This window comes from Pseudomonas machongensis, assembly GCF_034961125.1.
In the GTDB taxonomy this organism is placed as follows: Bacteria; Pseudomonadota; Gammaproteobacteria; order Pseudomonadales; family Pseudomonadaceae; genus Aquipseudomonas; species Aquipseudomonas machongensis.
In genome coordinates this window covers 51077-67209 of the sequence record NZ_JAYFUI010000188.1, presented here as the reverse complement: position 1 = coordinate 67209, position 16133 = coordinate 51077, and the positions used below count along the sequence as shown (strand labels likewise).

Here is a 16133-nt window from a genome sequence, read left to right as displayed (position 1 = left end):
CCCCGCAGTATCAGGCAAGGCTCGACGAGTGGGAAAGGTCCGATAATCGACAAAAAGAATGACAAAGGTCAGGAATGGCCGGGATATCCGGCGTTGTCAGCGGCACTCTACGCTTGCGGCAGCATGCACTGCTGCCTCAAAGCTCGAACTCCGCCGCCAGCGCCGCCCGCACGCAATACAGCACCCCTTCCGGTACGCGTTGGCCAAACTGCGGGGCGATGGCCGAAACCGGCGGCAGTTCACCCTCCCCGTCGAGGAATGCGTCCTGCACCTCCATCATCAATTCTTCTGGCAAGTCCAGCGCCTGCTCCAGGCTCAGCTCCTGGCGCCCGATGGCCTCAGCCAACAGGCTGTAGACGTTTTTCTCGCTGCAGTTCAACTGCCCGGCGATCTGCGCCGGGGTCATGCCAGCGCGGGCCAGGCTGACCAGTTCGTGCCGCAGGTCGAGCACCACCTTCGGCGCCTCCTCGGTGCCGCCGGCGCCGTTGAGCACTTCCAGGAACGCCTGGCCATAGCGCTCCAGCTTGCGCGCCCCCACGCCGCTGACCTGGGCCATGTCGCTGAGACTGGTGGGCTGGCTGCGCAGCATCTCGAGCAACGTCGAATCGGGGAAGATGACATAGGGCGGCACGCTGTGCTCCTCCGCCAGCTTGCGGCGCAGTGTGCGCAGCGCTTCCCACAGCTCGCGCTCTTCGGCACGCACCAACTGACTGGCTGGGCTGCCTCCGCCACTGCCCGAGGACTTGGCCACGGTCTGCGGCTTGAGATCGCGGCGCAATTGCAGGTTCACTTCGCCGCGCAGCAATGGCCGGCAGGTGTCGGACAGACGCAGGCCGCCATAACCCTCGAGGTCGATATCCACCAGGCCGCGAGCAACCAACTGACGGAACAGCGACCGCCATTCGTGCTCGCCCAGCGCCTTGCCGACGCCGAACACCGACAGCTTCTCGTGACCGAAATTGCGTACCTTTTCGGTGTCCTTGCCCAGCAGGACATCGACCAGATGGCCGACCCCATAGCGCTGGCCAGTGCGAAACACGGCCGACAGCGCCTGGCGGGCAGGCTCGGTGGCATCCCAGGTCTGCACATTGTCGACGCAGTTGTCGCAATGGCCGCAGGGCTGCTCGAGCACCTCATCGAAGTAGGCCAGCAGCGACTGGCGCCGGCAGCGCGTCTCTTCGCACAGCGCCAGCATCGCGTCGAGCTTGTGCTGCTCGATACGCTTGTGACGCTCATCGCCTTCGGAGTTCTGCAGCATCTGCTTGAGCATCACCATGTCCTGCAGGCCATAGGCCATCCAGGCATCGGACGGCAGGCCATCACGCCCGGCCCGGCCGGTTTCCTGGTAGTAGGCCTCAAGCGACTTGGGCAGGTCCAGGTGAGCGACGAAACGCACGTTGGGCTTGTCGATGCCCATGCCGAACGCGATGGTGGCGACCATGATCAGCCCTTCCTCGTTGAGGAAGCGGTGCTGGTTGGCCGAGCGGGTCTCTGCTGCCAGGCCGGCGTGATAGGGCAGCGCCGGGAATCCCTGCTCGCAGAGGAAGGCGGCGGTTTCATCGACTTTCTTGCGCGACAGGCAGTAGACGATGCCGGCGTTGCCGCGCCGCTCGCCGAGAAACGCCATCAGTTGCTTGCGTGGCGACTCCTTGGGCACGATGCGATAGAAGATGTTGGGCCGGTCGAAGCTCGACAGGAAACGCTCCGCGCCCTGCAGATGCAGGCGCTGGACGATTTCCTCACGGGTGCGCATGTCGGCGGTGGCGGTCAGGGCAATACGCGGCACATGCGGGAACAGTTCGGCAAGCTGGCCCAGTTGCAGGTACTCGGGGCGGAAATCATGCCCCCATTGCGACACGCAATGCGCTTCGTCGATGGCGAACAGCGCGATATCCAGGTCGCGCAGGAACTCCAGCATGCGTGGCTGCACCAGGCGTTCAGGCGCCAGGTACAGCATCTTCACCTCACCGCGGCGCAGGCGCCCAGCGAGGTCGCGCTGCTGCTCGGGGCTGAGCGTCGAGTTCAGCGCGGCCGCGGCCACCCCCAGCTCGTCGAGGGTGGCGACCTGGTCGTCCATCAATGCGATCAGCGGCGACACCACCACGGTCAGGCCCGGCCGCAGCAGGCCTGGCACCTGGAAACACAGCGACTTGCCACCACCGGTGGGCATCAGGACCAGTGCATCGCCCCCGTTGGCCACGCATTCGATGATCGCCGCCTGGCGACCTCGGAAGCTGTCGTAGCCGAAGATATCCTTGAGGACGCGCTGAGCCTGTTCGAGCATTTGCCACTCCAAATCGCCGTACCATCCTGGACACAGGCTGGACGATAAATCCGCCGCGCGCACACCGAATGCGTAAGCGGTTTTTGCCGGGCTGCGCAGAAACGCCAGCTGGCTTGAAAAACCGCGGAGTATACCCGACTGCCCTGCTCTGCGGCAGGCTACGGTGACAGACGTTCCCTTTGCCCCGCCAAGGCTGCAAGGTGCTAGAATTCACTATCGTTTATTCCCCAAGGTAGCCCTGTAATGTCCTTCGCCGAGCAACTGACCCGCCTGCAAGCCTTCCTCGACGCCGACGAGCTGCACGAGGAAGCACTGGACTACGTCGCCGCACACGGCTACCTGACCGCGTTGTCGATCTGTGCCGAGGACGTCCCCGAGCGCGAATGGATCGACGCGCTTTTCGCCGAAGAACCTCACTACGCCAGCGAAGCCCAGCGCACCGAGATCGAAGCGACGCTGGTGGCCCTCAAGGGCCACATCGCTCGCCAGCTGGCCAGCGACGAAGAGTTCGACCTGCCTTGCGAGCTGGACCTGACCGACGAGCCGGACGATTCCGACCTGCGCGGCTGGTGCATCGGCTTCATGGAAGGTGTATTCCTGCGTGAAGAGGCCTGGTTCGAGAACGCCGAAGAGGAAGTCAGCGAAATGCTGCTGCCGATCATGGTTGGCTCGGGTCTGTTCGACGAGCAACCTGAGTTCGCCGACATCGCCAGCAACGCCAACCTGCAGGACGACATGGTCGTGCAGATTCCCGAGGCACTCAGCGCGCTGTTCCTGCTGCTGCACGCGCCGGATGAAAAACCAGCCCTGCTCAAGCCGCGCCACCACTGATTCGCAGTGGTGCGCTACCTGCTGCTGGCCGTCGGCTGGCTCAGTGTCGCGCTGGGGGTGCTGGGGATCTTCCTGCCGGTGTTGCCCACCACCCCTTTCCTGCTGCTGGCGGCAGCCTGTTTCGCCCGCAGCTCACCACGATTCCACGACTGGTTGGTGAACCACCCCAGGCTCGGACCGTGGATTCGCGACTACCTCAACGGCGACGGTATCCCGCTCAAGGGCAAGGTCTACGCCATCGGCCTGATGTGGGCGAGCATCGGGCTGTCGTGCTATCTGGTGCCGCTGTTCTGGGCCAGGGCCTTCATGCTCACCAGTGCCGTACTGGTCACCCTCTACATCCTCAAGCAGAAGACCCTGCGCCTGCCCTGAACACGCGCCTACAGAAGGCAAGTCGTCACACGGTATCCACCTTCAACGAATGATCGTTGAGCATGCCGTTGATGACGGTCGCGGTATCGTGCCCCGCCGCGATCATGCCCCCCGCTCCCGCCGTCACCCCGTAATGCTGGGCCAGGTCGACACCGGCAAGATCGATGGTCTGGGTCGCCGCAGCGCCCGCCACGCTGCTGACCTCAATGGTCGAGACCACATTGACCCCACTGCCACTGACCTTGAAGTGCAGGTAGTCATCCAGTGACGCCGCCGTGGCGTTCTCGCCCTGCAGCAATTGCGACAGGTCGAGCCGGTCGCTGCCCGGCGTGAAGTCGGTCACCCGGTCGTGCCCGGTGTCGCCTTTCTGCCAGACGAAGGTATCGTTGCCGCTGCCGCCGGTGAGTGTGTCGTTGCCTGGCCCGCCAATGAGGATGTCGTTACCGCCACCGCCGATGAGGATGTCGTCCCCCAGGCCACCGCTGAGCACATTGTCCCCATCGTTGCCGATCAGCGTGTCGTTGTAGTCCGAGCCGATCAGATTCTCGATGCTGACCAAGGTGTCGAGCCCCGCACCGCCGGTGTTCTGCGCACCGACATGGCCGAGATCGACCGTCACCCCGGCAGTGGCCGACGCGTAGCTGGCGGTGTCATTGCCTGGCCCACCGTCCAGCAGGTCGTTGCCAGGGCCACCGATCAGCAGATCATCCCCCTCCCCGCCATACAGGGCATCGTTCCCCACCCCTCCCACCAGCACATCGTGACCGGCACCACCGTTCAAGGTGTCGTCGCCATTGCCCGCCAGCAGTACATCGTCGCCCGCCGTGCCCTGCAAGATGTGACCTGCCTGGTAGGTGATGTCCACCGCCCCCGAGGCGCTGCCACCATGGTTGTCGCTGAGCGTGTAGCTGCCCTGGTAGACCTCGTTTTCGGCATGGCTGTAGTCGATCACCAGGCTCAGCTTGTAGTTCTCCGCCGCCTTGCTGTTGCCCACGGCGTTCTCGCTGTTGATCACATGAATGCTGTACACACCGTCGTGGCTGGCCGTGAAGCTGCCACCGTCGGCGATGGGCTGGTAGTTGCCATTGGCATCCTTCCATTCCAGCATCAGGTTGCCTGCCGGGCGGTCATGGTCGAGGCTGAGGCTTTCACCCTTGCGCAGGGTCACGGTCAATGTGTCCTCATCGTTGGCATTGCCGGTGCTGATCGAACCCAGGTAGCCAGCAATCACCAAGGCCGCCGTCATGGAACCCGAGACCGCAGTGAAGTCACTGCGCGCCAGGTCCTTGAGCTGGTTCTCGGGCTTGTTGGCGGTGCCGTCGAACTTGAGCGTCTGCACCTGGCTGCCCACCGTGAAGCCCGCGCCCTTGTCGGCAAAGCCCGTGTTGAAGGTGATGGGTGCAGCGCTCAGAGGATCGTGATCCGCATCGCTGTCATTGGCCAGCAGCGCCTCGGCCGGTACGGTGACGCTGGCACCGGCGATGTTGGTGATGATGTGGTCGGCCCCCACCACCGGGGCGCTGTTGCTGTTGATCTTCACCACCAGGCTGGCACTGCTGGTGTCGCCGTCGTTGTCGCTGACAGTGAAGCCGAATTTCTCGACCTGGCTGCTGCCGGTGTCCTTCGGCGGCGTGTAGGTAAATTCGCCGGTGTCCATGTCCACCAGCAGCGTGCCACCGAGCGCTGTCTTGATCGACAGGGTATTGCCGGTGGTGTCGAAACTGGCCTTGTCCGGGCCACCGGCGACCGTATAGCCGCCCTGGCCGGCGTTGGCTTTCGGGTCGAAGGTGTAGGTGGTGCCATCGACCAGCAGCGCCTTGATGAAGCCGCCATCGGCACCGAAGTGGCCACCGCTCATAAGGCTGCCGGTAATCGGCGTACCTTGTACCGTGCCGGACAGCACCGCGCTGAGCTGGCTCAGATCGGTGACCACCACCGAGTCGGTGTCGACATGGCTGCTGCCATCGTAGGCCAGCGGGTCGAGGTTGGCCTGGTTCACCCCGGTGCCGAGGCCAATGGCGTAGGACTTGATCCCGTTGTTGTCTAGGAAGCTTTCCCAGGCTGTTTCGCGCACGGCGGTCATCGAATGGCCATTGGTGGGCACGCCATCGGAGAAGAAGTAGCTGATGTTCTGCGCCCCCGCGATCTTGCCACTGCTGGCAAAGGCCTCCTGAGCCTTGGTGGCCGCCGAGTCGTAGTAGGTCGAACCATCGGCAGTCAGCCCGGCGACGATGCTCTTGGCCTCGGCGATCGACACCCAGACCGGCGTCTTGACCCAGGCCCCGGTGGCGAAGGTGACGATCTGCACCTTGATATCGCCCATGTCGTCGTACTTGTCGAGCAAGGCGTTGATCGCCTGCTTGGCCAAGGCCAGACGGCTCAGCCCCTGCACACCAGAGTCAACGTTCATGCTGCCGGAGACATCGATCACCAGCAGGATATTGGAGTCCACCTGGCCGGGCGTGATGCTGCGCTCGGCGCACGCGGCCTTGGGCACATCATCGACGATGGAAATGGCGATGCTGCTGGTGACACTGTTGCCCAGTGAATCGGTGGCCTTGTAGGTGAAGTACTCGACGACTCGATTGGCGCCATCGTCCGCCCCACCCGGCGTTTTCGGTGCCGAGGTCAGGGTGTAGGTGTAGGAGCCGTCGGCGTTGATCTGGATTTGCCCGAACTGGCCGACAGCATTGCCCACCAGGCGATAGGTCAATGCACCAACACCCCCGCCGACCGATCCCACCAGGCTGCCGGAGGCGGTTTCCGCCGTTGAGTGCGGGTCGCTACCCGTGACCGTACCCGCCGCCAGGTCGTTACCGTCCTTGACCAGGTCGAGCGCTTTCTCGTACACGGTGACGTCACGGTCCTCACAGGCCACCAGCTTGCTGTCCTGCACATTGATGGTGATGGTCGTGGTGCTCTCGTCACCATCGGCATCGCGAATGGTGTAGACGAACACGTCGCTAGCGCCGGCCTTGGACACACTGTCAGGGTTGGCGTGATAAGTCGCATTGCCCTGGGCATCGAGGGTCAGGTAGCCGTACTGGCCCATGACCTGGCTGCCAAGCTGGCCAATTGCCGAAGTCGAAGTATCGGAGCCTGCGCGCACGCCGACCACATACTGACCATCTGCCCGCACATCGGCACCGACAATGTCGTTGTCCAGCACATTGCCGCTGACCACACCACCTTCAGTCACGCTGGTCACATCGCAATGGGCCTTGGGTACGTCGTCGACGATGGTGATGACGATGGTGCTGGTGGTCGAGTTACCTACGGAGTCCGTCACTTGATAAGTGAAGGACTCGGTCAGGCTGTTCGCACCATCATTGATGTTGCCCGGCGTTTTCGGTGCCGAGGTCAGGGTGTAGGTGTAGGAGCCATCGGCATTGAGCTGGATCTGCCCATATTGCCCCGTGGCGTTGCCCACCAGGCTGAAGGTCAGCGCGCCCACACCCCCACCCACCGAGCCCGCGAGGCTGCCGGATGCAGTTTCCGCTGTCGAGTGCGGGTCGCTGCCGGTGACATTGCCTGCCGCCAGGTCGTTGCCATCCTTGTTCAGGTCCAGTGCTTTCTCATACACCTTCACTTCGCTGTCTTCGCAAGCCACCAGTTTGCTGTCGTGCACGTTGATGGTGATGGTCGTGGTGCTCTCGTCGCCATCGGCATCGCGCAGGGTATAGACGAACACATCGGTAGCGCCGGCCTGGGCCACGCTGTTGGGGTTGGCGTGGTAGGTCGCATTGCCCTGTGCATCGAGGGTCAGGTAGCCGTACTGGCCCATGATCTGGCTACCGACCTGGCCAATCGCCGAGGTCGAGGTGTCGGAGCCGGCACGCACGCCGACCACGTACTGGCCGTCCCCCCGCACATCGGCGCCGACAATGTCGTTGTCCAGTACGTTGCCGCTGACCACACCGCCTTCAGTCACGCTGGCCACATCGCAGTGCGCCTTGGGCACATCGTCGACGATGCTGATGACAATGGTGCCGGTGGTAGAGTTGCCCAGCGAATCCTTCACCTGGTAGGTGAAGGACTCCGTCAGCGTGTTCGCGCCGTCGTTGACGTTGCCCGGCGATTTCGGCGCCGAGGTCAAGGTGTAGGTGTAGGAACCATCGGCATTGAGCTGAATCTGCCCGTACTGCCCCGTGGCGTTGCCCACAAGGGTGAAGGTCATCGCCCCGATACCGCCACTCACCGACCCGGCCAGCGAGCCCGATGCCGTCTCGCCTGGGGAATGCGGATCGCTGCCGGTGACGCTGCCCGGCGCCAGATCATTGCCATCCTTCACCAGGTCCAGCGCCTTCTCGTACACCGTCACACCGCCATCAGGCGTCGCGACCAACGAGCAGTCGTGGATATCAATGGTGATGGTGGTGGTGCTCTCGTCACCGTCGGCATCGCGGATGGTGTAGACGAACACATCCGTGGCACCGGGCGGCGCGACGCTGTCGGGGTTGGCGTGATAGGTCGCGTTGCCCTGGGCATCGAGGGTCAGGTAGCCATACTGACCGACCACCTGGACGCCCAGCTGGCCGATGGCCGACGTGGAAGTATCCCCGCCTGCGCGAACCCCGACCACGTATTTGCCATCGGCCACCACATCGGCACCGAACACATCATTGACCAGTACGTTGCCACTGACCGTGCCGCCCTCGAAGACATTGGCAAAATCGCTGTGTGCCTTGGGCACGTCGTCGACGATGGTGATGACGATGGTGCTGGTGGTCGAGTTGCCCAGCGAATCCTTCACCTCGTAGGTGAAACTGTCGGTCAGACTGTTCGGCCCATCATTGAGGTTATCCGGCGATTTCGGTGCCGAGGTCAGCGTGTAGGTGTAGGAGCCGTCGGCATTGAGCTGGATCTGGCCATACTGGCCCACCGCGCTGCCCACCAGCGTATAGGTCAGGGCACCGACGCCACCGCTCACGGAACCCGCCAGGCTACCCGAGGCGGTTTCGCCGGTGGAGCTCGGCGCGCTGCCGGTGACGGTACCCGGCGCCAGGTCATTGCCATCCTTCACCAGGTCCAGCGCCTTCTCGTACACCGTCACGCCATCGTTAGGCCCCGCGATCAGCGAGCAGTCCTTGACGTTGATGGTGATGGTGGTGGTGCTTTCGTCTCCGTCGGTGTCGCGAATGGTATAGACGAACACATCGGTGGCACCGGCCGGCGCCACGGCATTCGGGTTGGCATGGTAGGTGGCGTTGCCGGCGGCATCGATGGTCAGGGTGCCGTACAGGCCACCGATCGCGGTATTGAGATTGCCGATGGCCGAGGTCGAGGTGTCGGCCCCCGCCCGCGCGCCCACCACCACATTGCTGGTGCCAGCCTGGTCGGCGCCCAACTGATCGTTGAGCAGCACATTGCCGCTGACCGTGCCACCTTCCACCACGCTGGCCGAATCGGGCTGCGCCTGGGGCACGTCGTCGACGATGTTCACATCCAGGGTGGCCGTGGCGCTGCTGCCATCGGTGTCCTGGGCGATCACGCTGAAATGCTCGCTCAGGCTGTTGGTGCCCTCGCCCACGGGATGGCCTTCGTTACCGAACAAGGTGTAGCTGTAGCTGACCACGCCGGTGGTCGGGTTGTAGCCGGTGATGGTCAGGGTGTTGCCCAGCGCGGTCGTGAGCGACTGCGGGAAGCCCGCCACCAGGCCGCCGCTGACCACACTGATACCGCCGACCGTCAGGGTCTGCAGGCCGTCCGGTGCACTGACGGTAAAGCTGCCGCTCTGGGTCAGGGCGGTGCTGTCCGGCGCACTGCCGTTGCTCAAGTGCTTCTCGTAGACCGTCAGTTCACCGCCCTTCACATCCAGACCACCGAGCGTTACCGGATCGTCGAGGTTGGTGATGTTCAGGGTCAGGGTCGCACTGCTGGTGTCACCGTCCGCATCCTTCAGGGTGTAGGTGAAGGTCTCGACGCCATGTCCGCCACCGTTGAGGTTCTTGAAGTCCGCATCCTCGGGGTTGAGCGTGTAGGTGTAGGAGCCGTCCGCAGCGAGCACCAGGGTGCCGTAGGTTCCGACGTAGGTACCGGCTACCACGGGGCCGCCGACCACCCGATCGGCGCCCTGGACGTCGTTGTCCAGCACGTTGCCGGTAAGTTGGGTGTGCTGCTCGGTGGCAGTGACCGCATTGGTGTCGTTGACCGCCGTGGGCACATCGTCGCGAATGATCACGTCCAGCGAACCACTGGCCACATCGCCATCCGTGTCGCTGACCAGCACCGGGAAATGCTCGCCGAGTTCGTTGTTGCCCGCTCCGTCCGCATGCTGCTCGGCGCCGGTGAGGGTGTAGCTGTAGCTGACCACGCCCGTGGACGGGTTGTAACCGGTGATGGTGAGGATGTTGCCAAGGCCCGTGGTGATCGACTGGCCCACGCCGGTCACCACCCCGGCAGTCACCACGTTGATACCACCGACGCTGAGGTTGAACACACCATCCGGCGCGACCACGGTGAAGCTGCCGGACTGGGTCAGGGCCGCCGGGTTGCTGGCCGACCCCAACGGCAGGTTCGCTTCGTTGAGGGTCAGTTCGGCGGGGCTCAGGTCGAGCCCGCGCAGGGTCACAGGATTGTCCGGCGGTGTGACAGGCGGATTTACAGGAGGATTGATCGGAGGAATGGCCGGAGGCCCGAACGGCCCTGCATTGTTGTCGACATCCAGGGTACCGATGTAGCGGTTGGCCAGTTCCGGAATACCGTTGAAGCCTGCGGTAGGGAAGCCGATGGTCGGATCGACCCGCCCGGCCACTTCGGTCAGCAACACGAAGCTGTGCCCGCCCCCCAAGGCCCCGGGCGCGCCATTGGCGCCAGGCCCGGCGGCGGGTGCCTCGCCCTCCTGCGTCGGGTCGGCACCTGCGGCAATGGCTTGTTGCAGGCGCTCGACATCGCTGAGCTGCGCCTGGCTGGGCAGCGTATCAGGGGCATGTACGTGGGGAGCTCGATTGGCCAACAGGTCAGGAGTCATCTCCAGGCTGCTGCCTCGTCCCAACGTCAGCTCGGCGCCGTTGTGCAAACGTACGGCCACAGCACCCGCGGCTCCGGTTTCCAGCTGCTCGCCCGCGAACAGCCGATCGCCCTCCACCAGCAGGCGCTTGGCACCGTCGCTGCCCACCGCGAATACCTGACCTATGACCTTGCTGACCACGCCAATTGATTTAGCCATGAACGCACGCCTCCCCTGCCGATTGGCTTTCTGCAGTGGCGGACAGGCCAGGTAATGCGGGAAGCGATCCTTTGCGGGTCTCGCGTCTGTCACAAGGGTGAGAAATCACCTTCACCAAGACAGCTCAACACGTGCGGTAGTCGTAATTGGCCATTATTCTAATGCCAATTTTTTGTCGCCAAATTCCGCCGTTGTTGTCCTCTCCAGGGTCCTTAGCTGCAAAAAATCTGGAACTTTCTCAGAAGCCCGGAAATCAGGTACTGCAGCCGATTTACCCGAGCGCTTGAATAGAACAATGTCTCGGTTTGCTTAGACCGCATAAGTTTTTTTTCGCATAGACCTTATGAAAAAATCTTCTTAGCTCGCCCGTTAAATGTTCTTAGCTCTGTTGTTACAAACCTGAAACGGTTTCAACTCAATTTTTCGTCATTTTTTTGGCGAATAGCAGGATCTTTTTAAAGACCAGGGAGAAGTACCCCATGCGCGTGTTAACCCCCATCACCAGTGCGATTCTGTTGGCCATGGCCTGTGCCAACGCTCAGGCGATGTCGATCACCGAGGCTGTCCAGAGCGCCGTGGACTACCACCCTCAGATCAGCTCCAATCGCAACAGCAAGCTGTCGGCCGATGAGGATGTGAAGTTCGCGCGCGGAGGCTACTTCCCCACCGTCGACCTGGTGGCCGGCTATGGCCGTCAGCGCTCGGACAACCTCAATACGCGCGGCATCAACCCCGACGGCACGCGCAATCACAACAAGGAAACCCTCAACTACACACAGTCCGAACTGCGCCTGCGGCAAATGATCTTCGACGGCTTCAACACCTCCAACGAAGTCGGGCGTACCGAATCAGTGGCCACCTCGCGCGCGTACTACACCCAGGCCATCGCCCAGGATGTCGCCCTGCGTGCCATCGAGGTGTACCTGGAAGTACTCAAGCGCCGTGAGCTGGTGACCCTGGCCAAGAACAACCTGCAGGCGCACCTGCGCGTCAACGACCAGATCGGCCTGCGCAGCGAACGCGGTGTCGGCAGCACCGCCGACCTCGACCAGTCCCGCGCCCGCCGCGCCCTGGCGGAAAACAACCTGGACACCGCCGAGGTCGACCTGGCCGACGCCGAGGCCAACTTCTACAGCGTCATCGGCCGCCAGCCGGACGAGCTGGAAACGCCGACCTCGATCAAGATCCAGATGCCCGGCACCCTAGACGAAGCCCGCCAGGGCATGCGCGAGAACAACCCGTACCTCAAGTCCGCCCAGGCCGATGTCAACGCGGCGGAGAAACAGTACGAAGTGGCCAAGTCGCCGTTCTACCCACGCCTGGACGCAGTGCTGGCCACCGGCGCCAACAACAACCTGGGCGGCGAGCGCGGCCACAGCAACAACGACTGGCAGGCCGGCGTCGAACTCAGCTACAACCTGTTCCGTGGCGGCAGCGACAAGGCGCGCCTGCAGTCCGATGCGCACAAGATCAACCAGGCCATGGACATCCGCAACAATGCCCTGCGCGAGCTCACCGAGAACCTGAGCCTGGCCTGGAACGCCATGAACAACGCGCGCAAGCAGACCCCTAGCGCGCGCGAATACGCGGAGACCACCCAACGCGTACGCGGTGCCTACCAGGACCAGTTCGGCCTGGGCCAGCGCACCCTGCTCGACGTGCTCGACAGCGAGAACGAGCTGTACAACGCCAACCGCCGCTACACCGAGGTGCGCTACACCGAAGAGTTCTCCATGTACCGGGTGCTGGCGACCATGGGCGAGCTGCTGAGCAAGCAGCGCATCTCGCTGCCACCGGAAGCCATCGCCAAGACCGACGTACGCAACGAGGCCCAGTTGCCCGACATGCGCTAGGTCCTGCAACGCGGCCTGGCAACGCCACGGCCGCTTCCCGTCCACTGCGGCAGGAGTAGGCCATCGTGACCAGTATGCAAAGCACGCAGCCCAACCTGGCTGCGGATGATCCGTTGCTCGATGGCCTGCTGATCCTGTGCAAGGTTCATGCGTGCCCGGCCAGCCGTGCCAGCCTGTGCGCCGGCCTGCCGCTGGCCGACCAGCGCCTGAGCCTCGAACTGCTGCCCCGCGCCGCCGCCCGCGCCGGCCTGCAGGCGCGCGTACTGCGCCGCGAACTGGGCGCCATCAGTGCGCTGAACCTGCCGGTATTGTTGCTGCTCGGCGATGGACGCTGCGCCGTGCTGCAACGCTGGAGCGAAGATGGACGGGCGCTGATCCTGCCGTGCGAGGCCGAAGGTGGCGAGCAATGGGTCGAGCGCCAGGCGCTGGAGCAGGCCTACAGCGGGCAAGCCCTGTTCGCCCGCCCACGACATACCCTCGAAGACCTGCGTACGCCACTGCTGCCACGGGTCGAAGCCTGGTTTCGCGACACCCTCAAGCATTCGCGCTGGCTGTACAGCGATGCCCTGCTGGCCAGCCTTCTGATCAACCTGCTCGGGCTGATGGTGCCGCTGTTCGTGATGCAGACCTACGACCGCGTGGTGCCCAACCAGGCCCTCTCGACCCTGTGGGTGCTGGTCATCGGCCTGTTCATCGGTACCGCCTTCGAGCTGGTGCTGCGCATGGTCCGCGCACACCTGTTGGACCAGGCCGGCAAGAAGACCGACCTGATTCTTTCCGCGACCCTGTTCGAGCGCATCACCGGCATGGCCATGAAGGCGCGCCCGGCCAGCGTCGGTGGCTTCGCCCAGAGCATCCACGACTTCCAGGGCCTGCGCGAATTCCTCACCGCCGTGACCCTGACCAGCATCATCGACCTGCCCTTCGTGGTGCTGATGTTGCTGGTCATCGGCCTGCTCGGCGGCTGGCTGGTGGTTATCCCGCTGGTCGCCTTCCCACTGGCGGTGGGCGTGGCGTTGTTCATCCAGATACGCCTGCGCGATACGGTGCAGAAAAGCCTGAGCCTCGGCGCCGTGCGCCAGGCCTTGCTGATCGAAACCCTTGGCGGCCTGGAAACCCTCAAGGCCTGCGGCGCCGAAAGCGAGCGCCAATACCAGTGGGAACACACCAACGGCGCCATCGCCCGTCTCGACGCCCACGCCCGCAACCTGTCGGCCATGGCCAGCAACGGCACGCTGTTCATCCAGCAGTTCTGCGGCATGGCCACCATCGTCGCGGGGGTCTATTCGATCATCGCTGGCAGCCTCAGCGTGGGCGCGCTGGTCGCCTGCTACATGCTCGGCAGCCGCGTGCTGGCGCCACTGGGCCAGATCGCCGGGCTGATCACCCGCTACCAACAAGCACAACTGACCATGCGCAGCACCGACGCACTGATGAGCTTGCCGCAGGAGCGCCAACCCGGTCAGCAGGCGCTGGAGCATACGGTGCTGCAGGGCGGCCTGGGCATCAGCCACGTGACGTTCCGCTACCCCGGCCAGGTCGCCGCCGCACTGAACGATATCAACCTGTCGATCAAGCCCGGCGAGCGCATCGGCATCATCGGCCGCAGCGGTTCGGGCAAGAGCACGCTCGGGCGATTGTTGATGGGGTTTCATCACCCTGACGAAGGCCAGGTACTGCTGGACAACCTCGACCTGCGCCAACTGGATATCGCCGACCTGCGCAATCAGCTTGGCTATGTCGCCCACGACATGCCCCTGCTGGCAGGCAGCCTGCGCGACAACCTGACCCTGGGCGCACGCCACGTCAGCGATGCGCGCATGCTCGAAGTCGCCGAGCTGACCGGTGTCAGCGAACTGGCCCGCCAACACCCGCAGGGCTTCGACCGCCCGTTGGGCGAGCGCGGCCAACTGCTCTCCGGCGGCCAGCGCCAGGCCGTCCTGCTGGCCCGTGCACTGTTGCTGGAGCCGCCGATCCTGATCCTCGACGAACCCACCAGCCACATGGACAACAGCAGCGAAGACCAGCTGCGCCAACGGCTGCTGGCCTGGGTGCCCGGCAAGACCCTGCTGCTGGTCACCCACCGCAGCTCGATGCTCAGCCTGGTGGATCGGCTGGTGGTACTCGACAACGGCAAGGTGGTGGCCGACGGGCCGAAGGACGCGGTGATCGACGCCCTGCGCAAAGGCCGTATTGGCGCAGCCCTGTAAACGACGTGAAGGACGGCGCTGCCACAGGCACCGTGGTTTTCATCGGAGGTAGACATGCCCCTCAGCCATAGTGTGCGCAGCCAGCTCTCCGGAGCCGACAAGCATGCCGAGCGCGACTACATGCCGGAGCTGGCAGGTGCCACCCTGCAGGACTCGCCGCGCCTGTCGCGCATCACGGTGTGGCTGGCAGCAGCGCTGTTGCTGGTGGCCCTGGTCTGGGCCAAGTTCGCCGTGCTCGACGAGGTCACGGTCGGCGAAGGCAAGGCCATCCCCTCGAGCAAGGTGCAGGTGATCCAGAACCTCGAAGGCGGCATCGTCACCGAGATCTTCGTGCGCGAAGGGCAGATGGTCGACAAGGGCGCCACCCTGCTGCGCCTGGACGACACCCGTTTCAAGTCGAACAAGGGCGAGAGCGAAGCCGACCGTTATGCGCTGACCGCACAGGTCGAGCGCCTGTCGGCCGAAGCCGAAGGGCGACCCTTCGCGCTATCGGAAGAAGTCCGCGCCAAGGCACCGCAGGTGGCCGAAGACGAAATCGCCCTCTATCAATCACGCCAGCGCCGGCTCGCCAGCGAGAAGCAGACGCTCAACGAACAACTGCGGCAAAAGACCCAGGAACTCGCCGAATTCCGCTCAAAGGTCGAGCAGTACCGCTCGGCTGTGGGGCTGCTGCAGCAGGAGCTGGACATGTCATCACCCTTGGTGAGCAAGGGCGCCATTTCGCCGGTGGAGATCCTGCGCCTCAAGCAGCGCAGCGTCGAAGCGCGCGGCCAACTGAACGCGACCAACCTCGCCATCCCCCGCGCCGAAGCGGCCATCGCCGAGATCCGCAGCAAGATCCAGGAGTCCGACGCGAGTTTTCGCTCCGACGCCGCCAAGGAGCTCAACGACAAGCGCACGGAGCTGTCGAAGATCACCGCCACCAGCATCGCCATCGACGACCGGGTCAACCGCACCACCGTGGTGTCGCCGGTACGCGGCATCGTCAAGCTGCTCAAGGTCAACACCATCGGCGGCGTGGTCCAGCCCGGCAGCGACCTGGTGGAGATCGTCCCGATCGAGGACAACCTGCTGATCGAAGCCAAGGTGCGCCCGCAGGACGTGGCGTTTCTGCATCCGGGGCAGGTGGCGATGGTCAAGTTCAGTGCCTACGACTACACCATCTATGGCGGGCTCAAAGCCACGCTCGAGCTGATCAGCGCCGACACCGTCACCGACGACAAGGGCAATGCGTTCTACCTGATCCAGGTGCGCACCGAGAAGAACCATTTGGGCGGGGACAACAAGCCGCTGCTGATCATCCCGGGGATGACCGCGACGGTGGACATCATCACCGGGCAGAAGAGCGTGCTGGATTACCTGCTCAAGCCGGTGATGAAGGCTAGGACCGAGGCGATGCGTGAGCGGTGAGGGCC

The 16133-nt window shown here is 63.9% G+C and carries 7 protein-coding genes; 5 read left to right on the top strand and 2 right to left on the bottom strand.

Annotation, left to right across the window (positions count from 1 at the left end; translation table 11 throughout):
* Positions 1 to 136 precede the first annotated feature (136 nt).
* Positions 137 to 2284, bottom strand: coding sequence for a DNA helicase RecQ (recQ, locus tag VA602_RS21975; protein ID WP_151924192.1), 2148 nt, complete (start codon positions 2282 to 2284; stop codon positions 137 to 139).
* A gap of 243 nt (positions 2285 to 2527) precedes the next feature.
* On the opposite strand from recQ, the gene VA602_RS21970 reads away from it, so the two are divergent.
* Positions 2528 to 3115 (top strand): YecA/YgfB family protein, encoded by a 588-nt coding sequence (locus VA602_RS21970; protein WP_054893267.1) that lies wholly within the window; start codon positions 2528 to 2530, stop codon positions 3113 to 3115.
* 9 nt (positions 3116 to 3124) lie between these two features.
* Entirely contained in the window at positions 3125 to 3487 is a 363-nt protein-coding gene (locus VA602_RS21965) for a YbaN family protein (protein ID WP_054893322.1), read from the top strand.
* 25 nt (positions 3488 to 3512) lie between these two features.
* Here the strand turns inward: VA602_RS21965 and VA602_RS21960 are convergent, their stop codons facing one another.
* Positions 3513 to 10655, bottom strand: a complete 7143-nt coding sequence (locus tag VA602_RS21960) for a retention module-containing protein (protein WP_323454337.1) — start codon at positions 10653 to 10655, stop codon at positions 3513 to 3515.
* A gap of 479 nt (positions 10656 to 11134) precedes the next feature.
* Between VA602_RS21960 and VA602_RS21955 the strand changes: the two genes are divergently transcribed.
* The 3 genes from VA602_RS21955 (at position 11135) to VA602_RS21945 (ending at position 16128) form a co-directional block, all read left to right on the top strand.
* Complete coding sequence (locus tag VA602_RS21955; RefSeq protein ID WP_125930456.1) at positions 11135 to 12508, top strand: TolC family outer membrane protein; 1374 nt, start codon at positions 11135 to 11137, stop codon at positions 12506 to 12508.
* A 74-nt stretch (positions 12509 to 12582) separates the two neighbouring features.
* The gene (locus VA602_RS21950; RefSeq protein ID WP_323454348.1) at positions 12583 to 14718 is read left to right on the top strand and encodes a type I secretion system permease/ATPase; all 2136 of its coding nucleotides are present in this window, start codon (positions 12583 to 12585) and stop codon (positions 14716 to 14718) included.
* Positions 14719 to 14772: 54 nt separating this feature from the next.
* The gene (locus VA602_RS21945; protein ID WP_054893271.1) at positions 14773 to 16128 is read left to right on the top strand and encodes an HlyD family type I secretion periplasmic adaptor subunit; all 1356 of its coding nucleotides are present in this window, start codon (positions 14773 to 14775) and stop codon (positions 16126 to 16128) included.
* Positions 16129 to 16133 lie beyond the last annotated feature (5 nt).